Here is a 23,115-nt window from a genome sequence, read left to right as displayed (position 1 = left end):
TTTAATCGATGTCTCCATCCGAAAGCGAAATGCAAGCCCGTCTGCTGACGCAGGCTTTGCCCTATATGCAGAAATACGAGAACAAGACGATCGTCGTGAAGTATGGCGGCCATGCCATGGGCGACTCCGATCTCGGTAAGGCATTCGCTGAAGACATCGCCCTTCTGAAGCAGTCCGGCATCAACCCGATCGTGGTCCATGGCGGCGGCCCGCAGATTGCTGCGATGCTGACGCGAATGGGCATCGAATCAAAGTTCGAAGGCGGCCTTCGCGTCACCGATGCGAAGACCGTTGAGATCGTCGAAATGGTTCTTGCTGGCTCCATCAACAAGGAGATCGTGGCACTCATCAACCAGACCGGCGAATGGGCGATCGGCCTGTGCGGCAAGGATGGCAACATGGTCTTCGCCGAGAAGGCGAAGAAGACGGTCATCGACCCGGATTCGAACATCGAGCGCGTGCTGGACCTCGGCTTCGTCGGCGAGATCGTCGAAGTCGACCGCACGCTTCTCGACCTGCTGGCAAAGTCGGAAATGATCCCGGTCATTGCACCGGTGGCGCCCGGCCGCGACGGCGCGACCTACAACATCAATGCCGACACGTTTGCGGGTGCCATTGCCGGCGCGCTGCGGGCCGACCGCCTGCTGTTCCTGACGGACGTTCCCGGCGTTCTCGACAAGAACAAGAACCTGATCAAGGAACTCTCCGTCGCCCAGGCAGAGGCTCTCATCAAGGACGGAACGATCTCCGGCGGCATGATCCCCAAGGTCGAGACGTGCATCGAGGCGATCAAGGCCGGCGTCCAGGGCGTGGTCATCCTCAACGGCAAGGTCGCCCATTCGGTTCTGCTGGAAATCTTCGCAGAAGGTGCGGGCACGCTGATCGTTCCCTGATCGCCAGACAGCCTTTCAAAATGCCCGCTCACCGGCGGGCATTTTCATTTTTGGGCATCTCCTGCGGCATGCCTTCCCTTTGCCGCGCAACACGTGCATAAACCACTCATGCCACAGCTCATCTCATCCGCGCCCGCCGACGAATTCGCCCATGTCCATGAATGGGTCTTCGATCTCGACAACACGCTCTATCCGCATCACGTGAACCTGTTCGCGCAGATCGACAAGAACATGACCGCCTTCGTGGCTGATCTCTTGCAGATGGAGCCGGACGAGGCCCGCGCGCTGCAAAAGCGCTACTACCATGAGCATGGCACCACGCTGCGTGGCCTGATGGTCCATAACGGCGTCGATCCCAATGCCTTCCTGGAAAAGGCGCATGCCATCGATTACGCGGCGCTTCTTCCGCACCCGGAGCTGGGCGATGCCATCAAGGCGCTGCCCGGGCGCAAGTTCATTTTGACCAACGGCACCGTGGCGCATGCGGAAAAGGCAGCCCGCGCGCTTGGCATTCTCGATCATTTCGAAGACATCTTCGACATCGTCGCCGCCGATTACCTGCCGAAGCCAGCGGGCGAAACCTACGACAAGTTCGTCAGCCTCAAGGGCATCAATACGGCGCATGCGGCGATGTTCGAGGATCTGCCGCGCAATCTGGTGGCGCCAAAGGCGCTCGGCATGAAAACCGTGCTGATCGTGCCCCGCAATCTCGGTGACGTGGTGATCGAACGATGGGAAAAGGCCACGGATGAGGACGCCCATATCGACTACATCACCGATGATCTCACCGCTTTCCTGCAGCCGCTGAAAGGCTGACGATCGCCCAAACTTACCAAAGTTTCATCCTGCCTTACGGATGTTTAAGTGGTCCTCCTTGTCACAGAGACCTAAGTTGTCCCTGTGTTCAACACAAAGAGGAAACACCATTCATGAATGGCAAGAAGTTCGCACTGGCCGCTCTTGGCGCGACGCTTTTGATGGGCGCTGCTGCACCTGCAAGCTATGCCGCACCTGATCGTCACGGCCCGCGCCCCGGCCCGGAGCGCGCCATGATGATGGACCGCATGTTCATCTATCTCCTGAAGAATGCCGATGCCAACAAGGACGGCAAGATCACCAAGGATGAACTGGTTGCCTGGGAAGAGAACCTCTTCTCGCAGATTGATGCCAACAAGGATGGCTCGATCACGCCTGGCGAATTGCGCGCCTACCAGAAGACCAAGATGGAAGAATGGCGCAGCAAGATGAAGGAGGCCCGCGCCGATGCGCCGCCGCCCGGGCCGGATGGTAAAGGTCCTGACGGAAAGGGCCCCGATCACAAAGGCCCGCATGGCCCTCGCAATGGCATGGGTCCAGACCGCATGGGCCCTGGCCATAAAGGCCCCGGATTGATGGGTAATCGCATCTTCCGCATGATCGATACCGATGAAAACGGCCAGATCAGCAAGGCGGAAGCCAGCGCTGCCGTCGACAAGCTGTTCACGCGGATGGACCGCAACAAGGACGGCGTGATCAGCATCGACGACCTGCCGAACGGCCCGTTCTAGTCGTTACCCGCCCCTTCGACCGCCTATCGAAGGGTCCATGAAAAGCTCGCTCCTGCCGCCTCAGGAGTGAGCTTTTTCCATGTCGTAGAAGTCGGAGATCACTTGCCAGGCTTCTTCGGCGGTTTCCGCGAAGTTGATCAGTTCCATGTCCTCGGGCGCGATCGTGCCGAAATCCGCCAGCGCGTTGAAATCGATGATCTTGCGCCAGAATTCCTCGGCGAACAGGATGAAGGGGATGCGCTCCATGCGGCGCGTCTGGATCAGCGTCAGCGCCTCGAACATCTCGTCCAGCGTGCCGAAGCCGCCCGGGAAGACGGCAATCGCGCGCGCGCGCATCAGAAAGTGCATCTTGCGGATGGCGAAGTAGTGGAAGTTGAAGCTGAGCTCCGGCGTCACATACTGGTTCGGCGCCTGCTCATGCGGCAGCAGGATGTTGAGCCCGACCGTCGGCGCGCCCTCTTCCGCCGCACCACGATTGCCGGCCTCCATCACGCCCGGGCCACCGCCGGTGACCACCACGAATTCATGATGGTTGTGCAGAGCCGAATGGCGAGCACAGAGGCGCGCGAACTTCTGCGCTTCCTCATAATAGATGGATGCCTGCTTCAGGTTCTCGCGCTGCACATCGTTGCGGGCCGCCCAGGGCTCCACACCGGGTGCGGGAATGCGCGCGCCGCCGAACAGCACCACCGTGGACTTGATGCCCTTTTCGGTCAGGATCATCTCGGGCTTCAGCAGTTCCAGCTGCAGGCGCACCGGGCGCAACTCATCCCGGCACAGGAAGTCGTCATCCGCATAAGCGAGGCGATAAGAGGGGGAATCCGTCTGCGGCGTCTTCGGAATGGCGCGAGCGCGAAGCTTGTCGACGGAACTGTCCTTCAAGGGATCCCACACGCCGCTCTTGCGTCTCAGATCATCGCGCTTTCCAGCCATGGTCCATCCTTCGCTATCGAAAATACCGATCCATCTCCATAACCCGGCCGGGCTTTACGGAGAGGAAATACGTGGAACAAATTCGTATGTTTCGCGGCATCGTGATCGCCGCCAAATAGTCGGGAAGACGCCAAATCACATTGACGCTTGACTGGTCGTCGCATAGAGCAAAAGCCACGATTTTGCCAGCCGGTAGACCGCCTTTACCTCATCACGATCCATGTGACAGCCAAGGATTTCCCATGACCACCCCCGCGAGCAAGGATTTCTCTTCCCTCGAAGCCATCATCGAAAAGGCTTTCGACGAACGTGACAGCGTCAACATCTCCACCAAGGGCGAGATCCGCGACGCCGTGGACGAGGCGCTGAACCTGCTCGACAGCGGCTCTCTGCGTGTCGCAACGCGTGGCGAGGATGGCGCATGGACCGTTCACCAGTGGCTGAAGAAGGCCGTGCTGCTTTCCTTCCGTCTGAACGATATGGAAGTGGTGAAGGGTGGTCCTGGCGCTTCCACCTGGTGGGATAAGGTTCCCTCCAAGTTCGAGGGCTGGGGTGAGAACCAGTTCCGTGCAGCGGGCTTCCGTGCCGTACCGAACGCTGTCGTTCGCCACTCGGCCTATGTTTCCAAGGGCGTCGTGCTGATGCCGTCCTTCGTCAACCTTGGCGCCTATGTGGGCGAAAACACCATGGTCGATACTTGGGCGACCGTCGGCTCCTGCGCACAGATCGGTGCCAATGTTCACCTCTCCGGCGGCGTCGGCATTGGCGGCGTTCTGGAGCCGCTGCAGGCGGGTCCCACGATCATCGAAGACAACTGCTTCATCGGCGCCCGCTCGGAAGTGGTCGAAGGCTGCATCATTCGCGAAGGCTCCGTGCTCGGCATGGGCGTCTATATCGGCAAGTCCACCAAGATCGTTGACCGCGCCACCGGCGAAGTCATGTATGGCGAAGTGCCGCCCTACTCCGTCGTCGTCGCCGGCTCCATGCCATCTGCCAAGACCACCATGGGCAATGGCTTGCCGGCACCGCATCTCTACTGCGCCGTCATCGTCAAGCGCGTCGATGAACAGACCCGCTCCAAGACCGGCATCAACGAACTGCTGCGCGACTGAGCGAAAGCCCGATACACATGTCCTGCATCGATCCCGTTTCGAACCTCCAGGCGCTCATCCGCTGCCCCTCCGTCACCCCGGCGGAAGGCGGGGCACTGACCGCGCTTGAGGCACTGTTGTCGCCGCTGGGTTTTGCCGTGGAGCGCGTGACCGCGACGGAAGCGGGAACGCCCGATATCGAAAACCTCTATGCCCGTCTTGGGGCAGAGGGCCCGCATCTGATGTTTGCGGGGCATACAGACGTAGTGCCTGTGGGTGACGAAGCGGCCTGGACGCATCCGCCCTTCAGCGCCGCCATCGAGGACGGCGTGATGTTCGGTCGCGGCGCGGTCGACATGAAGGGCGGCATTGCCTGCTTCGCGGCGGCGATTGCCCGCTACATCCAAAAGCACGGCAAGCCGAAGGGTTCGGTCTCCTTCCTCATCACCGGTGATGAGGAAGGTCCCGCCATAAACGGCACCGTGAAGCTTCTGGAATGGGCTGCCGCCAAGGGCGAGCGCTGGGATGCCTGCCTGGTGGGCGAGCCCACCAACCCGAATGCGCTGGGCGACATGATCAAGATCGGCCGCCGCGGTTCCGTCTCCGGCTTTGTGACCGTGCATGGCGTGCAGGGCCATGTGGCCTATCCACATCTGGCCGACAATCCGCTGCGCAGCGTCGCGGTGATGGCGCAAGCTCTGATGCACCCGCCACTCGATGCCGGCACGGCAGAATTCCCGCCGACCAATCTGGAGGTCACCTCCATCGATACCGGCAATGCGGCCACCAATGTGATTGCCGCCAAGGCGAGCTTTGCCTTCAACGTGCGCTTCAACGACACCTGGAGCGCCGACAGCCTGCAGGCGGAACTGATCCGGCGCCTGGATGCCGCAGCGGCCGATGAAACGCTGCGTCCCGGCCGTGCACCGATACGCTACGAGATCAAGTGGTCGGAACGTCCAAGCCATGTGTTTCTCACCCGCGACGATGCGCTGATATCGTCCCTGTCATCCGCCATCGAGGCCAAGACCGGCCGCGTGCCCGCCCTTTCCACCACCGGCGGTACATCGGACGCCCGCTTCATCAAGGACTACTGCCCCGTGGTGGAATTTGGGCTGGTGGGCCAGACCATGCATATGGTGGATGAGCGCGTTGCCGTGGCCGATCTCGAAGCGCTGACGGAAATCTACCTGCTGTTTATCGAACGCTGGTTTGCGGATGCAGCCGCTCGCTGAGATCCGCCACCACCTCAGCGGCCTCTGGCTGCTGGTGAGAGGTGACGGGCGCGGCCTTTCCGCCTTCGATATTTCGGACCAAGGCGTCCTCCGCTCCTTCCAGGCGATGCTGATCTGCCTGCCGGGCCTTCTGCTCTATGCCATCCAGATGCGAATTGCCTATCTGCAGGTCATCGTTGATCCGGGCCGGTCGCATCTGTGGTTCCTTTTGCAGGCGCTGTTTGCGGAAGTTCTGATCTGGGGATTAGCGCTCGTCTGCATTGCCGGATTCGGCTGGCCGATCGGTTATCGTCCGCTGCTGCGCGTGCTGATCGTCATGATGAACTGGGCAGCCATTCCCTTCGTCTACATCAGCCACGGACTTCTCTATCCGTTGCTATCGCTCCTGGACGGGGATCTCACGCTGATCTGGATTTCGCGCCTGCTTTTGATCGCCGCTGTCTTTTCGGGAACCATCTATCTCGTCTGGCGCATTCTCCACACCGTCGTGGGTGGCGCGTGGTGGAAACGCCTCACCTTTCTTCTGCTTGCAACCCTCACGACGTTCTGGATCGCCGGCGCCCTTGAAACTTCGCTCGGACTGACTATTCCCTAGGGGTGACAATCCCTTCCCGGAGCATGCCTCTTGCCTTCCTTCATCGAAATGAAGCTTTACCTCCTTGGCCTCTGGCTGCTGGTCAAGGGTGACCGCAAGGGGCTCGACTTTGTCGACTTCTCCGATCGGGGCCTGATGCGCTCTTTCTGGGCCATTCTCTGGTGCCTGCCGACCATCCTGATTTCATGGTTCTGGGTGCGCATGGCCATGATGCAGGCCATGCCGATCGGCCAGGCACCCGGCCCCATCTTCTTCTTCCGCATGGGCATGCTGGAAGTGGCGACCTGGCTGATACCGCTGATCCTCGCCGGAGCGCTCTGCTGGCTTATGGGGCTGGGACGGGTGTTCCCGGCGGTCGTCTTCACCGCAAACTGGATCAATGTGCCCTTCTCCTATCTCTACGGCGTGCTCAGCATCCTGCTGATGGTCTCGCACCGCATGAGCGGCTTCGTGGCATTGGTCTGGCTCATTGCCATCATCGCCATGGTCGTGGCGCTGTCGCGGATCTTCCGGCTGATCATCGGTCCGCAACCGCTGACGGTTGCAGCCATGACACTGGCGCTGATCATTCCCTCATTCGTCCTCTCCGACTTCCTGGAGCGGTTCCTGGGTGTCTCGCTCAATTGAGGCATAGCCCTCTCGATAATCGACCTGCATGAAGTAGAGCCCCTCCGGGGGCGCGACCGGGCCACAGGCTGCGCGGTCCCTTGCTTCCAGCGCATGCCGCACATCGTCAGGCGTCATCTTGCCCTCGCCTGCGAGCTTCAACGTGCCGGCAAAGGAACGGATTTGATTGTGCAGGAAGCTCTGGGCGGAAGCGCGGATTTCGATGAATTCCGCCTGACGGGTTACATCCAGCCGGTCCAGCGTACGCACAGGGCTCTTCGCCTGGCAATGGGCGGAGCGAAACGTCGTGAAATCATGGTGCCCGACCAGCATCTGTGCCGCCGCATGCATGGCTTCGTGGTCGAGATCCTTGGCCACCCACCAGGCGCGCTTGGCCTCGATCGCGAGCGGCGAGCGGCGGGATATGATGCGGTAGAGATAATGACGGCGGATTGCGGTGAAGCGGGCATCGAAACCGGAAGCCACGGCCTCTACATCCAGCACCGACACTTTCTCCCCCGCCAGCATCAGATGCGCATTCAGCGCATTGCGAAGCTTATAGGGCGCCCAGTCGCGGCTGAGATCCGCATGTATAACCTGCCCCAGCGCATGCACGCCGGAATCGGTTCGGCCCGCGCCACGAATGGAAACCTTCTCGCCCGTCAGCGATAGGATGCCGCCTTCGAGTGCGGCCTGCACGGAATGACCGTTTTCCTGCCGCTGCCAGCCGACATAGGGGGTGCCATCATATTCGACGGTCATCTTGAAACGGGGCATCAGCCGACTTTCGTACCTTTAGAAATAGGTGTGCCGCGCAAGAATTCCGTGGCAGCCAGCGGCTTGCCGCCTGCCCTCTGTATCCGCGTCAGCCGCACCGCACCCTCGCTGCAGGCAATCGCCAAGGCATCATCGAGAACAGTGCCAGCCTCGCCATTGCCCTCGGCCAATTCGCTCGCCAGCACCTTTACGCGCTCCGGCTTGCCATTGATCTCGAGCTCGAACCAGGCGCCCGGAAAGGGGGAAAGCCCGCGAATGTGATTGTGCACTTCGATGGCCGGACGACCGAAATCGATGCGTGTTTCGCCCTTGTCGATCTTGGCGGCGTAGACCACGCCCTTTTCCGGCTGCGGCGTCAGCGGCAGGTCATCCGCCTCCAGCTTGGACATGGCTTCGACCATGGCGCGCGCGCCAACCAGCATCAGCTTGTCATGCAGTTCGCCGGCGGTGATATTGGGCGAGATCTCGACTTCAGCCGTCAACGCAACAGGACCGGTGTCCAGCCCCTTTTCCATCTTCATCACCATCATGCCGGTCTTGGCATCTCCCGCCATGATGGCGCGCTGGATCGGGGCAGCACCGCGCCAGCGCGGCAGAAGCGAGGCATGGCCATTGTAGCAGCCAAGCCGCGTGCCTTCGAGCACAGGCACCGGCAGCAGCAGACCATAGGCAACGACGACTGCCACATCCGCCTTGAAATCGGCGAAGGTCTGGCGGTCTTCCTCCTGCTTGAAGTTGAGCGGCGTCAATACCGGCAAGCCCAACAGCTCCGCCGCCTGATGCACGGGAGACTTCTGCAGATCAAGTCCACGGCGCCCACCGGGACGCGGCGGCTGCGTGTAGACCGCCACGATCTCGTGGCCCGCCTCCTTCAGCGCCCGAAGCGTCGGCACGGAAAAATCCGGCGTGCCCATGAAGATGATGCGAAGTGCCATGCGTCCGATCCTGAGTTACTCGACGCCTTCAAACGGGTTTACGAGCGCAAGATCAAGCCCCTCAAAGTCTTTTGTGTTGCGCGTGGCAAGCGTCGCATCATTGCCCAAGCAAATCGCAGCAATCATGGCGTCCTGAACACTCATTGGACGACCTAGTGCATCGCGCCGGCCGCAAAGTTCACCTGCCATAAGAGCATCCGTTTGCCGCAGGCAAAGAATCCTGCCCTCGAAAAGAACCAGAGTGGATGCAAGGTTTTCAAGATATCTGCGGGAACCAGTCTTCAGAAAGAAGCGCTCGGCTCCATAAGATAGTTCCATGACCACGATATCGCAGAGATAGAAGCCTACCGCAGAATTGGCGCGCCTCCATTTGGCGACAGCATCATCCATCCGCACCTTGGCAAATTCGGAGACAATGTTGGTATCGAGAAGGATCATTCGAAATCTTTGACGGGGCGACCGAAATCCGATTTCCGTTTGGCCTCTATCTCGTTCATGATCTCGGAATAGACTGCGGCTTCTTCCTCGCTTTGGGGCATCATAATCTCGCGCAAAGCCTCAAGGGAAGACAGAGGGCTCGCATCGCTCTTTAAAACCGGATGCAAGAGCGCATCGCCGAGAATCGCCGCCGCTTCCTCTGACAGACTGGTTCCAGCCTGATCGGCACGTTCTGCAAGGCTTTGTCGCAGAGCATCGGAAATATTCTTGATCAGCAGGTCACCCATGGGCATATCCTCCTTGATATCGCCGATATCATAGGATGTGCGGGATGCGGCTTCAAGCCGATCAGACCGCCTTGCCCTTGGCGGCCTTGGTGAATTTCTTGATCACCATGTCCCGCTTCAGGCGCGAGATGTGATCGATGAAAAGCACGCCGTTGAGGTGATCGATCTCGTGCTGCAGGCAGGTGGCAAGAAGCCCATCCGCCTCCAGCAGGTTTTCCTTGCCGTCGCGCCCGATATGCTTGACGATGATTGTCGCGGGACGCTCCACCTCGGCATAATATTCCGGAATGGACAGGCAGCCTTCCTCATAGACGGATCGCTCATCCGACGAGCGGACGATCTCGGGATTGATCACGACGATCGGTGCCTTTTCCTCGCCTTCACGGGCGACATCCACCACCAGCAGCCGGCGCGGAACGCCGATCTGGATAGCAGCAAGACCAATGCCGGGAGCGTCATACATCGTCTCCAGCATGTCGTCGGCGAGTTTCAATACGTCGGCGTCCACCTGTTCGATCGGCTTCGAAACCTGGCGGAGGATCGGGTCGGGAAGAGTAATCAGCGGCTTGATGGTCATGGCCTCCCATAACCCAGTTTTTTATTGGAGAAAACAGGTTCCACACGCTCATAGGCTCGAGAAACAAGATTTGTTCTTGTTTTGATCTTCCCCTTCTCGTGAAAATCCTCTAGCCTCACCCGCATGGGCAATCAAACTTCGTCATCTGTCGCGTCACTTCTCTCACTCCTGGATGGACCCGGCGGGTTGCTCGCAGGCATTGTTGCGGTCGTGATCCTGTTTGTGATCGTACGGCTGATGACCGCGCGCTCCAACGCCATGGCCGAGGAGCGGATGGAACAACTCCTGCACGCCCAGACTGAAATGCAGGGTAGATTGTCTGCCATGGCAGAAGCCTTGGCGGCGCGGCAATCGGAGCTGAACCGGGCGGTCAACCAGCGTCTGGACGGGATGTCGCACAAGATCGGAGCGACGCTCGCCGAACAGACAAAATCGACGCATGAGAACCTGCGCAACCTGCAGGAACGGCTTGCGGTGATCGATTCGGCGCAGAACAACATCCAGTCGCTGGCGAAGGATGTGGTCGGCCTGCAGGCTATTCTTTCGAACAAGCAGACGCGCGGCGCCTTCGGACAGGGCCGCATGGAAGCGATTGTTGCGGATGCGCTGCCGAAAGGTGCCTATGCATTCCAGGCGGTGCTGCCGAATGGCACGCGGCCAGACTGCCTGATCTTCATGCCCAATAATGCGCCGCCGCTGGTTATCGATGCCAAGTTTCCGCTGGAGGCCTGGAACAGCTTTCGCGAGGCAACGCAGACGGAAGATCGCAAGCTCGCCGGTCAGCAGTTCCGCCGCGATCTGGATGTGCATATCCGCGACATCTCGGAAAAGTACCTGATATCGGGCGAGACGCAGGAAACGGCCTTTCTCTTCGTGCCGTCGGAATCGATCTTCGCCGAGATCCACGAGCATTTCGAAAGCGTGGTGCAGAAGGCCCAGCGCGCCCGGGTGGTGATCGTATCTCCGTCGCTGCTGATGCTTTCCATCCAGGTCATCCAGGCAATCCTGCGGGATCAGCGCATGCGCGAACAGGCGCATCTGATCCAGGGCGAGGTCGCCGTGCTGATGGAGGATCTGGGACGACTGGACGAGCGGGTGCGAAAACTGCAGAGCCACTTCCTGATGGCGCAGAAGGATGTGGAGCAGGTGCTAATCTCTTCCGACAAGCTCAACCGCCGCGGTGCGAAGATTGCCTCGCTGGAGCTGGAAGCCGGTCCGCAGGCACCCGACCCTGCGCCGCAGGAGCGCGCCGTGGAGAGCCGCACCGGGCTTCTCAAGCTCAGGGTGGTTGACGAGGAATAAGTCTGTCGGGCAGTGTCCCCGCCGATTGACCCATGGGGTCAAAACTCAATCAGGATTCAAACGTCATGATTACCGTTTTCGGCTCCATCAATATGGACCTCATCGCCACCACGGCACGCCTTCCGCAACCCGGCGAAACCGTGCCGGGTGATACCTTCTCCACGGCAGCAGGTGGCAAAGGCGCAAACCAGGCGCTCGCGGCAGCGCGTGCGGGAGCGCGTGTGAAGATGGCAGGAGCCGTAGGACGGGATGCCTTTGCCGAACCGGCGCTCGCCTTGCTCGGTGCGGCACATGTGGATCTTAGACCGGTCAAGAAGGTGGACGGCCCGACCGGCACCGCGCTCATCCTCGTCGGCGGCGATGGCGAGAACATGATCGCTGTGGTGCCGGGTGCGAACGGCACGATCACCGCCGAGGATGCCCAAACTGCCGTTTCGGCACTCCAGGAAGACGACATCCTGATGCTGCAGATGGAAATCCCCGCGGAAGCTGTGGAGGCTGCGTTGGTCGCAGCCGGTGAACGAGCCGTCACGACAATTTTCAATACCGCCCCGTTCACACAGGAAACGGCCCGGCTGGCCAAGCTGGCAACCATCATCGTGTCGAATGAAACCGAATTCGACCTCTTGGTCGGTCGCGGCCCGCTGGATGACGAACAACGGATTGCTGCAATCCATGAAGTGCATGCGACAACCGGCCAGACCCTTGTCGTAACGCTGGGCGCCAAGGGTGCCGCCGCCATTCACCAGGGGCATCTTTACCATATGGCGGGCCTCAAGATCGAACCGGTCGATACGGTCGGCGCCGGCGACACCTTTTGTGGCTATCTGGCCGCGACTCTGGACGAGGGCATGCCTTTCCCGGCCGCAGTTCACCGCGCAGCAATTGCGGGGTCGCTCGCCTGCCTGAAGCCTGGCGCTCAGCCCGCCATTCCGCTGGGGTCTGAGGTTGCAGCTGCCATCAACGGCTGATTTGCCGCCGTTGCCACGACAGGCAATTTGCATGAGGAGTGACCGGCGCAAGCAAGCGATTGGAACTTGCGCCGGTGAAACAGACTTCCCATATATTCGCCATGACATCGCATGCCTTTGGGGTGCGATGAAGGTCGCTTGCTTTCAAGGACTGAGACATGAGCCGAATCACACCATTTGCGAGCCCACTGTTGCTTGGGTTCGATGCGATGGAAAAAACGCTTGAACGCCTCGCCAAGGCGAATGATGGCTATCCGCCTTACAATATCGAGCGACTGCGCGCAGATGCCGCTGGCGCACCGGAAAGGTTGCGAATCACGCTCGCCGTTGCAGGTTTTTCCGAAGACGAGCTGGATGTGAGTGTCGAGGAGAACCAGTTGGTGATCCGTGGCCGTCAGATCGAACACGGCGAGCGGGAGTACCTCTACCGTGGCATTGCTGCGCGGCAGTTCCAGCGCATGTTCGTGCTGGCCGACGGAATGCAGGTTGCCGGCGCAAGTCTTCGTAACGGCTTGCTTTCCGTCGACCTCATTCGGCCCGAGCCGGAGCGTATGGTGCGAAAAATTAATATTTCCGTCTCAGACTAGGTGGAGTGGCAGTCATGCCCGACTAGCTTGAGATGGAGGCATCTATGCTCCTGAAGAACGCGACCACCCGCCTGACCGAATCCGAACTAGCCCATCTTGGATCAGGCGAAATCGGCTATATCCGTAAGATGCGCTCCGAGGACGTGTCACGCTGCTTCCCGGAAGCGCCTGATATTGATCCAAGCCTGGATCTCTGGGCATTGTTTGGTGCAGACGGCACGCCGATCCTGCTGACCGACAACCGATCCAGCACCTTTTTCAAGGCAGCAGAAGACGACCTGAAGACCGTCAGCATTCACTGACGGTCCCTATCGGGCTTGACGGCGTCGAGCCTCAAGCCTTGCGGAATGTGAGATAGGCGGAGGAACGACCTTCGCGGCGAGCTTTGGCTTCATAGCGTGTGCTCGGCCAGTTGGCGTAAGGCTCCAGCCAGTCCGCAGGCTCTTCTGCGAGCCAGACGAAGCCTCCGTGATCACGGCAATGCGTCAACGTCCAGTTGACATAGGTGTCGATGTCGGAAGCAAAGCAGAACACCCCGCCCGGCTTCAGCACACGATGGAAACGGTCGAGATTAACGTCTGAGACAAAGCGGCGCTTCCAGTGCTTCTTCTTCGGCCATGGGTCCGGATAGAGCAGATCTATCTGGTCAATCGACGCTTCCGGAAGCCAGTCCAATAGCTGCGTCGCATCGTCGTCATAGACGCGGACATTCTTCAGACCAAGCTCATCCACCTTGGCCAGCAGTTTCGCCATGGAATTGACGAAGGGCTCGACGCCGATGAAGCCGGTCGACGGTGTTTCCTGTGCGCGATGCACCAGATGCTCGCCACCGCCGAAGCCAATCTCCAGACGAATCCGCTGCACATCAACTGGAAACAGCGCCGACAGATCTGCCGGCGCGTCCGTGGAAAGGTCAAGCTTCAGCTCCGGCAGGAACGTCGCGATCATGTCGGCCTGACGTTCCCGAAGAGGCTTTCCCTTGCGCCGGCCGAAGAACGCCTCGGTGGCGCGCGACCGGCGCTCGTTTTCCATCATGCTTTCCTCAGCCCTTCAATGCTTCCTTGAGCGGCTTGACGAGGTCCAGCTTCTCCCAGGAGAAGGAACCGTCACGGCCGGACTTGCGGCCAAAATGGCCGTAGGACGAGGTCTTGGCATAGATCGGCTTGTTGAGGTCGAGATGACGGCGAATGCCGGTCGGCGACAGATCCATGACCTTGCGGATGGCGGCTTCCACCTGGTCCTCGGTCACGCCGCCAATACCGGTGCCATGCAGGTCCACATAGATGGACAGCGGCTGGGCAATGCCGATGGCATAGGAAATCTGGATCGTGCACCGATCGGCGAGACCGGCAGCAACCACGTTCTTCGCGAGATAGCGAGCGGCATAGGCAGCCGAACGGTCGACCTTGGTCGTGTCCTTGCCGGAGAATGCACCGCCGCCATGGGGGGCTGCACCGCCATAGGTGTCAACGATAATCTTGCGGCCGGTCAGGCCCGCATCGCCATCGGGGCCGCCAATCACGAACTTGCCCGTGGGGTTGATATACCACTTGCAGTCGGAAGCGATCTTCAGGTCACCCAGCGCTTCACGGATATAGGGCTCAACGACCTCACGAACCTTCTTCGAATCCCAGCTTTCGTCGAGATGCTGGGTCGAGAGAACGATGGAGACCGCCTCCGAAGGCTTGCCGTCGACGTAACGGACCGTCACCTGGCTCTTGGCATCGGGGCCGAGCTTGGCCACATCGCCCTCGCCTTTCTTGCGGGCGGTGGAGAGCAGCTGCAGGATCTTGTGAGAATAATAGATCGGTGCCGGCATCAGATCCGGCGTTTCGCGGCAGGCATAACCGAACATGATGCCCTGGTCGCCAGCACCTTCCGCGTTGTCATGGTCAGCGGCCTTGTCGACGCCCTGAGCGATGTCAGCCGACTGCGAATGCAGGAGCACGTCGATCTTGACGTTCTTCCAATGGAAGCCATCCTGCTCGTAACCGATGTCCTTGATGGCACGGCGAGCGGCTGCCTTGAACTTCGAGGGGTTGATCACGCCCTGTCCGTTCTTGTCCTGCTTCATCAGGCTCGGCGGCAGACGAACTTCGCCAGCAATCACGACGCGATTGGTGGTCGCAAGCGTTTCGCAGGCAATGCGCACCGTCCAGGGATCAACGCCCGTCTTCGCGGCTTCGCGATAGACCAGATCGACGATCTCATCAGAGATACGATCGCAAACCTTGTCGGGATGACCTTCCGCGACGGATTCGCTGGTAAAGAGATAATTGGCGCGCATGCTGGGAATCCCCTCAAGAACAATCCGCTGATGTCCTAGTCAGATAACCGTCCGAAAACAAGGACACAACCACATAAATATATCTTTATGTGTACGAACAGAAGGTTTACGCGCCGGGAAAATCGTAGACAAGAAAAAAGCGGCCGTGGGGCCGCTTTTGGGGATGCTGCTTGCAATCACATCACTCGACATCAGCTTCGGCGGCCAGCGCCTTGACAAGATCGACGAGCTTGCGGCGCACCTTCGGGTCTGTAATCTTGACGAAGGCACGGTTGAGCTGAAGTCCTTCCGAAGAAGAGAGGAAGTCGACGACATAATTGGAGCTTGAAGCTTCAGCCATGCCCGGCTGGCCGGAGGATTGTTCACCTGGCGCATCTTCAAAGAAGAAAGATACGGGAACGTTCAGGATGCTGGAGATATTCTGCAAACGGCTGGCGCCGACGCGGTTGGTACCCTTCTCGTATTTTTGAATTTGTTGAAAGGTAATTCCCAGGCTCTCGCCAAGCTTTTCCTGGCTCATTCCAAGCATTGTGCGGCGAAGACGAATGCGACTGCCGACATGGATGTCGATCGGATTCGGCTTCTTCTTGTTTTCAATCATGTTTTTGTCGTCCTAAGTTGCTGTACAGTCCCCATAACCCGTTCCATCTGATCGATTATACTTTACTAATTTAGCATTCCAGGCAAAGCTAAAAAGCATAATACGACACGATAGGCGTCATCACTATGCAATTTTAGGGTTTTGAGGTCAATTGAGCTTGATTTTAAAACCTATACGCGAAATCACTGCAATCACGCTGAGCGCAATGATAATCAACCAGAAGTACGTTTCACGGCTGTAGTTGCTCCAGGTTGAGACGGCATTGCCACCCAAGGGCGAATCGATCACACCTTTTTGATTGTAGTCAAGTCCGCGCACGATTTGTCCATAGGCGTCAATGAACGCCGAAATGCCGTTATTGGCATCGCGAATCACTGGAACACCGGTCTCCACCGCTCGCAGCCGCGCCTGCAGAAAATGCTGGTAGGGACCGGGCGTATCGCCAAACCAGGCATCATTTGTGATATTTAGGATGGCAGTCGCCCTGGTTACATCCGCGCCGATCTCAAACGGAAAGATCGCTTCATAGCAGATGAGCGGATAGAAAATTGCACCGCTGGGTAAGGTTAACAAAGTACGACGATTGCCGGATGTGAAACCTCCCGGCATGTTGACGATGTTGCCGATGCCGAACCGGTTCCAGAAATCCTCAAATGGGAGATATTCGCCGAATGGCGTCAGATGTACTTTGTCGGATGCTGCAATGATCTGACCCTGGCTATCGATCACATAGATGGAATTGTAATAGAGCGGGAGCTTGCCAGGCGCAGATTCTTCTGCCCGTACTACACCCGCGATCAGGATTTGTCCGTCCTGCAGCACCTCACCGATGCGGGTCAGCGCATCCCTGTTCTGGGTCAGGATGAAGGGAACCGAGGTTTCCGGCCAGACGATGACGTCCGGGCGCTTTGCTCCAGGTTGAGGCGGCAATGCCGACAGTGCCAGATGCTCCTCAAAGACGCTCGCGCGATCGGAATCGTCCATCTTGCGTGCCTGATCGATCACCGGCTGGACCAGTCGCACACTGAGAGCCGCAGCATCACGCGCAGGCGGGGCCGCCTGCGACATGCGATAAGCACCGTAACTAAAATGGGCTGCGCTCAACGCACCCGCTAGCATCAGCCCTTGAGCGGCACCTTTTCGAGTTCCCAACAGGGCAGGCGCGGAGAGCACGAACACGGCAAGCGCGCTTACTCCGAACAGCCCAATCACCGCATCAGATTGCATCATCAGCGGGATCGGCATGACCCCATAGCCGATCGCATTCCAGGGAAAGCCCGTAAAAAGAAAGCCACGCAGCCATTCGGCAAGACCGAAACTGGCTGCCAGCGCAGCAATGCGACCAAAACCATCAGACCAGAGCAAACCGGCGACCGCGGTCGCAAGACCATAATAGATGGCAAGGAAGGCCGGCAGGCCGAAGATTGCAAGGGGCAAGGCCCAGGCGAAATCATCCGCCTCGACCATCAGCGCATTGCCGAGCCACCAGAGTCCGGCCACGAAATAACCGAAGCCGAACCACCAGCCTATGCTGAAGAACGCCTTGGCGCGACTGAAAATGCCGGCACCGGGGCTGACCGCCGAACCATCCATCAACCAGGTGAGAAGCGTGAAGGAGATGAACAGGGCCGCGATAAAGCCCACCGGCGGCATGGCCAGCGCCCCGATGGCACCAGCGGCAACAGCCAACAGAACGCGACGAACACCCCAGAGAAGAATCACGCGTGCTGCAAGCCGCTCCATCCTGAACCTTCCATCCGTCGCCCGGCCGTGTCCTGAGACTGCCGGCGCTGGCTTGTTTCCAAACATACATGCACACTGACGCCGACTCACACGACACATATCGGCTGCGTCAGTTAGAATGTTTCAGGATCAAAAGGAAACGGTCGACATTGCCAGCGGCCTTATCGGCGATCATTCGCCGTGAGGATCGCCGGACGCGACGGGCGTCAGGCCTTGTCGGCTTCACCTGCCGGCTGTTCCGGGTTCGGAAGTGCCGCCGCATCGGCACCAACCCCATCGCCATCACCCTTTAACTGGCGACGGCGCACGGCGTTGTTGCGCTTGCGAAGGATACGCACCTTCTTGATACGGCGAGGATCGGCGTCCAGGATCTGGAATTCGAAGCCGGGTACCGCCTGCACCAATTCGCCGCGAACGGGAATGCGGCCAAGCGCCGAGAAGATCAGGCCGCCCAGCGTATCGACATCTTCCTGCTGCTCGCGCACGTCGAAATCCGGGCCAATGGCTTCAGCAATCTCTTCCAGTTCAATACGGGCATCGACAACGAAGACATCATCTCCGACGCGGGAGAACATGACCTCGTCATCGTCATGCTCATCCTCGACATCGCCGATGACCATTTCCACGATGTCCTCGTGGGAAACGAGGCCGTCGGTTCCGCCATATTCATCGATGACCAGCGCCATCTGCGTGCGGGCTGCCTGCATGCTCTGCAGCAGGTCGGAAGCCAGCATGGAGGGCGGCACGAAAAGGATCTTTCGGATGAGACCGGCTTCAGCCACCGTCTTGCTGAGATCGACACGGCCGAGATCGAAGGCCGGTCGCGGCACCCGTACCGGCTTTTCAGAAAGCGTTGCGCCTGGGGCGACTTCCACTTGCGCCGTCTTCGAAGACGTGCGGCGCTTGTTGCGTGCCTGCTTGGCGAGATAGGAAAGGAGGTCGCGGATATGCACGAAGCCGCGCGGGTCATCCAGCGTGTCGCAATAGACCGGCATACGGGAACGACCGGTTTCCTCGAAATGGATCATCAGGTCGCCGAGCGTCATGGTGATATCGACGCCTTCGATATCCGCGCGCGGCACCATGATGTCTTCCACACGTACCTCGCGGAAACGCAGGATATTGTGGAGCATCGCCCGCTCTTCGGGGGCAAAGGCATTGCTGACGGCCGTATCGGTCATCAGCGCATCGGCCAGATCCTCACGCAGACGCTCGCCTTGCGAGGGTCGCAATAGGCGGATCGCACGCGCCCAAAAAGAGTTTGGCGTGCGCGATGACTGCTCACGTCGTAAAGGACTGCCACCCTCTTCCGAGGACGACTGTTCCGAACCATTGCCGTCACGGGCGGCGCTTGTCGAAATCTCGTTCATCGTTCCAATTATACCAGCGGCTCCTGTCCCGCATAGGGATCAGATAGGCCAAGCTTGGCCAAAATGCGAGTCTCGAGCCCTTCCATTTCTTCCGCTTCCTCGGTCTCCATATGATCGTAGCCGAACAGATGGAGGAATCCATGGACGAGAAGATGCGTCAAATGCTCGTCGAAAGGCTTGTCCAGTTCAACCGCTTCACGCTCCACGGTTTCCCTTGCTATCACGATATCGCCCAGCATGGGCCCCGGCATATCACCGGGTTCCACGGGAAAAGCGGGGAAGGACAGAACATTTGTCGGCTTGTCCTTGCCACGCCATTCCGCATTGATTTCGCGGATCTGCGCGTCATCGCTGAAAACCAGCGAAAGTTCTACAGGTTGCGACGGAAATGGCTGTTCTTCTTCCGCCGCCAGATATTTCGCCGCCGCACCGATCACGCGCTCGCTCATGGCGGTCAGCGCTTCTTCCGTCGGCCAGCCATCGCTTTCGACGCTGATTTGTATATCCAGTTCCGGCATCTTGTCTCGGCGGAGCTTCAGCGCTCCTCGCCTTCCTCGATTTCCAGACGTACGGCATATTGCGCATCATAGGCCTGCACAATGCGGCCAACCAGTGGATGACGCACGACATCGGTATCCTTGAAGCGGATGACAGACACGCCTTCGACGTCCTTCAGGATCTGCAGCGCCTCGACGAGACCAGACTTTACGCCACGCGGAAGGTCGATCTGGCTCGGGTCGCCGGTGATGATCATGCGGGAATTTTCACCGAGACGCGTCAGGAACATCTTCATCTGCATGGATGTGGTGTTCTGCGCCTCGTCAAGGATAACGGCGGCATTGGCGAGCGTGCGCCCGCGCATGAAGGCCAGCGGCGCAATTTCGATAACGCCAGCGGTGATCGCCCGCTCGACCTTATCGCCGGGCATCATGTCATACAGCGCATCGTAGAGCGGCCTGAGGTAAGGGTCGACCTTTTCCTTCATGTCACCCGGCAGAAAGCCGAGACGTTCGCCCGCTTCGACAGCCGGGCGGGAGAGGATGATCTTGTCGACCGCGCCACGCTCCAGAAGCTGGGCCGCATGCGCCACAGCCAAATAGGTCTTGCCGGTACCGGCCGGGCCGACGCCGAAGACGAGTTCCGAACGCTCCAGCGCCCGCATATAGGCATCCTGGGTCGGCGTGCGGGCGGCAATCGTTTTCTTGCGGGTGGAAATCTGCGTCATGGAGAGCTTCGCCTTCCGCTCAAGGGTGGGAAGGGTCAACTGGTCGTCGGCGGCAATCGCCATACGGATGGCGCCTTCAACATCCGATGTTTCTGCCGTGCCACCCTTCTGAAGGCGGTCGTACAGGAAATCGAGAGCCCGGCGCGCCTGGGTGGTTGCCAGGACTTCACCGGAGATGCTCACCGAATTGCCACGGGCGCGAGCATCAATGTGCAGCCGCTCCTCGAGAAGCTTCAGGTTCTGATCGAACTGTCCGAAGAGTTCCTTGGCGAGCCGATTGTTCTCGAACGTCAAAACGAAGTGATTGGCGTCAGTCGCTGCGGTTCTGTGGTTGCGCGAGGATGAAGAAACCAATTCTCTTCCGTTCAAGCCGGCGTGCTCCTGTTTGGTGCGTCGGGCCTATTTAACTCCCTGTCTGCTCCGCAAACAAGCTGTTGGGGCCCGTGCCTATGATTCGTACAGAAATAATGTCACCGATTTGCGATGATTTTGCATCAACATTCACAGACTGAAGCCAGGGCGAGCGTCCGATCAGCTGGCCGGGCATGCGGCCGGGCTTTTCAAGGAGGATATCGATCGTCTTGCCGACGCAGGCTTCCGCAAATTCATGCTGCTGCTTCAGAAGCAGGGCCTGCAGCCGTTCGAGCCGTTCAGCCTTGACCTCTTCAGCCACATGAAACCCGAGTTCGGCACCGGGAGTTCCAGGCCGCACCGAATATTTGAATGAGAAGGCCTGCGCGTAATTCACCCTCTCGATGAGGCGCATCGTCGCTTCGAAATCCTCGTCCGTCTCGCCGGGGAAACCGACGATGAAATCACCGGAGAGAGCAATATCGGGTCGGACGCCGCGGATGCGCTCGATCAGGCGGATATATTCATCTGCCGTGTGGCGGCGGTTCATCGCCTTCAGGATACGGTCTGAACCCGCTTGAACCGGCAGATGCAGATACGGCATCAACTGGCGAAGATCGCGATGCGCCTCGATGAGACGATCATCCATATCGCGCGGATGGCTGGTGGTATAGCGCAGCCGCGCCAGGCCCGGAACTTCCGCGAGACGATAGAGCAGATCGCCCAGCCCCCAGCTTTCGCCGTTCGGACCGTTGCCATGCCAGGCATTCACATTCTGGCCGAGCAGCGTCACTTCACGCACGCCGCTTTCGGCAAGGCGGGTAGCCTCATCGATGATCTGTTGCAGGGGCCGAGAGACCTCAGAACCGCGCGTATAGGGCACCACGCAGAAGGTGCAGAACTTGTCGCAGCCTTCCTGAACGGTCAGAAACGCGGTGACGCCGCGCGAGCGTATCACCTTCTTTTCCGTCGGAGGCAGATGCTCGAACTTGTCCTCGACGGCATATTCCGTCTCGATCACACGCTCACCGGCACGCGCACGGCGCAGTGCCTGCGGCAGGCGGTGATAGGTCTGCGGGCCAATCACCACATCAACGGCAGGCGCGCGACGCAGGATCTCCTCGCCTTCGGCCTGGGCGACGCAACCGGCAACACCGATCATCAGTTCCTGACCTTGCGCATTGCGCGCCTTCTTCATCTCGCGCAGGCGCCCCAGCGCGGAATAGACCTTTTCCGCCGCCTTCTCGCGGATATGGCAGGTATTGAGAAGAACGAGATCCGCCTCTTCCAGCGTCCCGGTCGTGACATAGCCTTCGCTCGACAGCGCATCGCCCATGCGGGTGCTATCGTAGACATTCATCTGGCACCCGTAGGTCTTGATGAACACCTTGCGTGTATTGGCGATCGCCTCGCCCGTCGCGACGGGCGCTGAAAGAGAAGCTGTCTGGTCGGTCATGGCGGCTTCTTTACTGCAAGACAGGCGGAAATAGAAGCCTTTCCCTTTGATGAGAAAGGTCAGGGATTCGGAGGACGCAGGCGGTTGCGCAACATCTGCCGCATGCGACTCACCACGGTCGCAGCCGCCACCTTTCGGTTGGTCTCCTTGCGGAATTCCACCACCTCGCCGAAATCCACATCCACCTCAAGTGCCTCGGCCTTCAGCACGCCCATCAGGTGCGGCACTAACTGGACATCGCCCGGCCAAGCGGCGATCGGGCGGTGATAGCGCCCCATCGGCATGCCATAGATGCCCGTATAGGCAAGCGTCACCGGCTGCACATAGACAACGCCATCCGGCGCAGATGGAACGGCAGCGGATGCGGCTCCAAAGAGCGAGGACTTGATATCCAGCAGACGGTTTCCGTCGGACGTCGTGCCTTCCGGAAACAGAACGATGATTTCGCCACCGGCCAGACGGTCGGCAACCTCATTCACCTGTTCGCCGGTCTTGCGCTTCTGCTCGCGCTCCACAAACACGGTCTTCTGCCATTTGGCAAGCCAGCCGAAGACGGGCCAGTTGGCCACTTCCGACTTCGCGATATAGGCGACATCGGCGACTGCCCCCAGCACCATGATGTCCTTCCAGGACACATGATTGGACGCCAGCATCAGCGGACGGCGGGTTTCGAGCTTGCCATGCACGCGGATGCGGATGCCGAGCAAATAGCAGGCGACGCGGTGCCAGTAACGCGGCAGTGTGCGGCGTACGCGCCAGTCATATTGCAGCGCCAGCAATTGCACCGGCAAAAGCACCAGCGTCCACAGAACCAGCAGCAAGATGATCAGCGCGATCCGGAAACGGGTGATCACCGCTCGTCCTTATCCAGCGGCACACCGTAGAGTTCCAGCCGGTGGCCGACCAGCCGGAAGCCGTGTTCGCGGGCAATGCGCTCCTGAAGCGCCTCGATCTCGGCGGAATGAAACTCGATCACCTCGCCGGACTTCAGGTTGATCATGTGATCGTGGTGTTCTTCCGGCACGGTTTCGTAGCGCGAACGACCGTCGCGAAAATCGTGCTTCTCGATGATGCCGGCATCTTCGAAAAGCTTCAGCGTGCGATAAACCGTGGAAATGGAGATGCGCGAATCAATCTTGGAGGAGCGCCGATAGAGCTCTTCCACATCCGGGTGGTCATCCGAGTCCTGGAGAATTCGGGCAATGACGCGACGCTGGTCCGTCATTCGCATACCACGCTCGGCACACAGCTCCTCCAGAGTTTTGGAAAGGTCTGTCATGTCGTCACGGCCTTGTCGCAGATCAATTT

The 23,115-nt window shown here is 59.4% G+C and carries 27 protein-coding genes; 11 read left to right on the top strand and 16 right to left on the bottom strand.

From position 1 onward, the window contains the following. The first annotated feature begins 8 nt into the window (after window positions 1-8). The 3 genes from argB to Q2T52_RS01930 all read left to right on the top strand — a co-directional run bounded on the left by argB (window position 9) and on the right by Q2T52_RS01930 (window position 2,440). Window positions 9-893: an acetylglutamate kinase gene (gene argB, locus Q2T52_RS01940; RefSeq protein ID WP_302074991.1), complete on the top strand. Its 885-nt coding sequence runs from the start codon at window positions 9-11 to the stop codon at window positions 891-893. A gap of 108 nt (window positions 894-1,001) precedes the next feature. Beyond that, window positions 1,002-1,709 (top strand): pyrimidine 5'-nucleotidase, encoded by a 708-nt coding sequence (locus tag Q2T52_RS01935; RefSeq protein WP_302074990.1) that lies wholly within the window; start codon window positions 1,002-1,004, stop codon window positions 1,707-1,709. A 113-nt stretch (window positions 1,710-1,822) separates the two neighbouring features. After that, window positions 1,823-2,440, top strand: a complete 618-nt coding sequence (locus Q2T52_RS01930; RefSeq protein WP_302074989.1) for an EF-hand domain-containing protein — start codon at window positions 1,823-1,825, stop codon at window positions 2,438-2,440. Between the two features lie 60 nt (window positions 2,441-2,500). On the opposite strand, the gene Q2T52_RS01925 is transcribed toward Q2T52_RS01930, so the two are convergent. Continuing rightward, window positions 2,501-3,373, bottom strand: a complete 873-nt coding sequence (locus tag Q2T52_RS01925; protein WP_302074988.1) for an LOG family protein — start codon at window positions 3,371-3,373, stop codon at window positions 2,501-2,503. Between the two features lie 242 nt (window positions 3,374-3,615). On the opposite strand from Q2T52_RS01925, the gene dapD reads away from it, so the two are divergent. From dapD to Q2T52_RS01905, 4 genes are read left to right on the top strand one after another with little or no spacing between them, the layout of a single operon-like run. Next, window positions 3,616-4,485, top strand: coding sequence for a 2,3,4,5-tetrahydropyridine-2,6-dicarboxylate N-succinyltransferase (gene dapD, locus Q2T52_RS01920; RefSeq protein WP_302074987.1), 870 nt, complete (start codon window positions 3,616-3,618; stop codon window positions 4,483-4,485). A 17-nt stretch (window positions 4,486-4,502) separates the two neighbouring features. Then, window positions 4,503-5,699: a succinyl-diaminopimelate desuccinylase gene (gene dapE, locus Q2T52_RS01915; protein ID WP_302074986.1), complete on the top strand. Its 1,197-nt coding sequence runs from the start codon at window positions 4,503-4,505 to the stop codon at window positions 5,697-5,699. Continuing rightward, window positions 5,683-6,294 carry a hypothetical protein gene (locus Q2T52_RS01910; RefSeq protein WP_302074985.1) on the top strand — a complete coding sequence of 204 codons (612 nt, stop codon included), beginning with the start codon at window positions 5,683-5,685 and terminating at the stop codon, window positions 6,292-6,294. Before dapE ends, Q2T52_RS01910 begins: the two co-directional genes overlap by 17 nt. Window positions 6,295-6,324: 30 nt before the next feature. Further along, window positions 6,325-6,921, top strand: a complete 597-nt coding sequence (locus tag Q2T52_RS01905; RefSeq protein WP_302074984.1) for a hypothetical protein — start codon at window positions 6,325-6,327, stop codon at window positions 6,919-6,921. Here Q2T52_RS01905 and truA read toward each other — a convergent pair. The 5 genes from truA to def form a co-directional block, all read right to left on the bottom strand. Further along, window positions 6,868-7,677, bottom strand: a complete 810-nt coding sequence (gene truA, locus Q2T52_RS01900) for a tRNA pseudouridine(38-40) synthase TruA (RefSeq protein WP_302074983.1) — start codon at window positions 7,675-7,677, stop codon at window positions 6,868-6,870. The genes Q2T52_RS01905 and truA overlap by 54 nt on opposite strands. Next, entirely contained in the window at window positions 7,677-8,612 is a 936-nt protein-coding gene (fmt, locus tag Q2T52_RS01895) for a methionyl-tRNA formyltransferase (protein ID WP_302074982.1), read from the bottom strand. Before fmt ends, truA begins: the two co-directional genes overlap by 1 nt. Before the next feature lie 15 nt (window positions 8,613-8,627). Beyond that, window positions 8,628-9,050 (bottom strand): PIN domain-containing protein, encoded by a 423-nt coding sequence (locus Q2T52_RS01890; protein WP_302074981.1) that lies wholly within the window; start codon window positions 9,048-9,050, stop codon window positions 8,628-8,630. Next, window positions 9,047-9,337, bottom strand: a complete 291-nt coding sequence (locus Q2T52_RS01885) for a FitA-like ribbon-helix-helix domain-containing protein (protein WP_302074980.1) — start codon at window positions 9,335-9,337, stop codon at window positions 9,047-9,049. Before Q2T52_RS01885 ends, Q2T52_RS01890 begins: the two co-directional genes overlap by 4 nt. 61 nt (window positions 9,338-9,398) lie before the next feature. Beyond that, window positions 9,399-9,914, bottom strand: a complete 516-nt coding sequence (def, locus tag Q2T52_RS01880) for a peptide deformylase (protein ID WP_302074979.1) — start codon at window positions 9,912-9,914, stop codon at window positions 9,399-9,401. 123 nt (window positions 9,915-10,037) lie between these two features. Here def and Q2T52_RS01875 point away from each other — a divergent pair, with 123 nt between their 5' ends. The 4 genes from Q2T52_RS01875 to Q2T52_RS01860 all read left to right on the top strand — a co-directional run bounded on the left by Q2T52_RS01875 (window position 10,038) and on the right by Q2T52_RS01860 (window position 13,076). Then, window positions 10,038-11,216, top strand: a complete 1,179-nt coding sequence (locus Q2T52_RS01875) for a DNA recombination protein RmuC (RefSeq protein ID WP_436799474.1) — start codon at window positions 10,038-10,040, stop codon at window positions 11,214-11,216. Between the two features lie 65 nt (window positions 11,217-11,281). Further along, complete coding sequence (locus tag Q2T52_RS01870; RefSeq protein ID WP_302074978.1) at window positions 11,282-12,187, top strand: ribokinase; 906 nt, start codon at window positions 11,282-11,284, stop codon at window positions 12,185-12,187. 158 nt (window positions 12,188-12,345) lie between these two features. Beyond that, window positions 12,346-12,774, top strand: a complete 429-nt coding sequence (locus Q2T52_RS01865; protein ID WP_302074977.1) for an Hsp20 family protein — start codon at window positions 12,346-12,348, stop codon at window positions 12,772-12,774. A 44-nt stretch (window positions 12,775-12,818) separates the two neighbouring features. Continuing rightward, window positions 12,819-13,076 carry a BQ00720 family protein gene (locus Q2T52_RS01860; RefSeq protein WP_302074976.1) on the top strand — a complete coding sequence of 86 codons (258 nt, stop codon included), beginning with the start codon at window positions 12,819-12,821 and terminating at the stop codon, window positions 13,074-13,076. Between the two features lie 31 nt (window positions 13,077-13,107). Here the strand turns inward: Q2T52_RS01860 and trmB are convergent, their stop codons facing one another. The 10 genes from trmB to Q2T52_RS01810 all read right to left on the bottom strand — a co-directional run bounded on the left by trmB (window position 13,108) and on the right by Q2T52_RS01810 (window position 23,086). Next, window positions 13,108-13,806 (bottom strand): tRNA (guanosine(46)-N7)-methyltransferase TrmB, encoded by a 699-nt coding sequence (gene trmB / locus Q2T52_RS01855; protein ID WP_302074975.1) that lies wholly within the window; start codon window positions 13,804-13,806, stop codon window positions 13,108-13,110. A gap of 10 nt (window positions 13,807-13,816) precedes the next feature. Beyond that, entirely contained in the window at window positions 13,817-15,061 is a 1,245-nt protein-coding gene (gene metK / locus Q2T52_RS01850) for a methionine adenosyltransferase (RefSeq protein ID WP_302074974.1), read from the bottom strand. 181 nt (window positions 15,062-15,242) lie between these two features. Beyond that, on the bottom strand, window positions 15,243-15,662 hold the full coding sequence (locus tag Q2T52_RS01845; protein WP_302074973.1) for a helix-turn-helix domain-containing protein: 420 nt from the start codon (window positions 15,660-15,662) through the stop codon (window positions 15,243-15,245). Between the two features lie 147 nt (window positions 15,663-15,809). Further along, window positions 15,810-17,405 (bottom strand): apolipoprotein N-acyltransferase, encoded by a 1,596-nt coding sequence (gene lnt, locus Q2T52_RS01840; protein ID WP_302074972.1) that lies wholly within the window; start codon window positions 17,403-17,405, stop codon window positions 15,810-15,812. Window positions 17,406-17,611: 206 nt separating this feature from the next. Next, on the bottom strand, window positions 17,612-18,775 hold the full coding sequence (locus Q2T52_RS01835; RefSeq protein ID WP_302074971.1) for a hemolysin family protein: 1,164 nt from the start codon (window positions 18,773-18,775) through the stop codon (window positions 17,612-17,614). Between the two features lie 8 nt (window positions 18,776-18,783). Then, complete coding sequence (gene ybeY / locus Q2T52_RS01830) at window positions 18,784-19,293, bottom strand: rRNA maturation RNase YbeY (protein WP_302074970.1); 510 nt, start codon at window positions 19,291-19,293, stop codon at window positions 18,784-18,786. A gap of 17 nt (window positions 19,294-19,310) precedes the next feature. Continuing rightward, a complete protein-coding gene (locus Q2T52_RS01825; protein ID WP_302074969.1) occupies window positions 19,311-20,369 on the bottom strand; it encodes a PhoH family protein in 1,059 nt (352 codons plus the stop codon). Window positions 20,370-20,403: 34 nt separating this feature from the next. Beyond that, window positions 20,404-21,807, bottom strand: a complete 1,404-nt coding sequence (gene miaB / locus Q2T52_RS01820) for a tRNA (N6-isopentenyl adenosine(37)-C2)-methylthiotransferase MiaB (protein ID WP_302074968.1) — start codon at window positions 21,805-21,807, stop codon at window positions 20,404-20,406. A gap of 59 nt (window positions 21,808-21,866) precedes the next feature. Beyond that, entirely contained in the window at window positions 21,867-22,661 is a 795-nt protein-coding gene (gene olsA / locus Q2T52_RS01815; protein ID WP_302074967.1) for a lyso-ornithine lipid O-acyltransferase, read from the bottom strand. Next, window positions 22,658-23,086 carry a Fur family transcriptional regulator gene (locus Q2T52_RS01810; RefSeq protein WP_302074966.1) on the bottom strand — a complete coding sequence of 143 codons (429 nt, stop codon included), beginning with the start codon at window positions 23,084-23,086 and terminating at the stop codon, window positions 22,658-22,660. Before Q2T52_RS01810 ends, olsA begins: the two co-directional genes overlap by 4 nt. Window positions 23,087-23,115 lie beyond the last annotated feature (29 nt).

Source organism: Rhizobium oryzicola, from assembly GCF_030504645.1.
Lineage (GTDB): Bacteria > Pseudomonadota > Alphaproteobacteria > Rhizobiales > Rhizobiaceae > Neorhizobium > Neorhizobium oryzicola.
The sequence above is the reverse complement of the archived record's forward strand: the minus strand, read 5'-3'. Positions and strand labels throughout refer to the sequence as shown.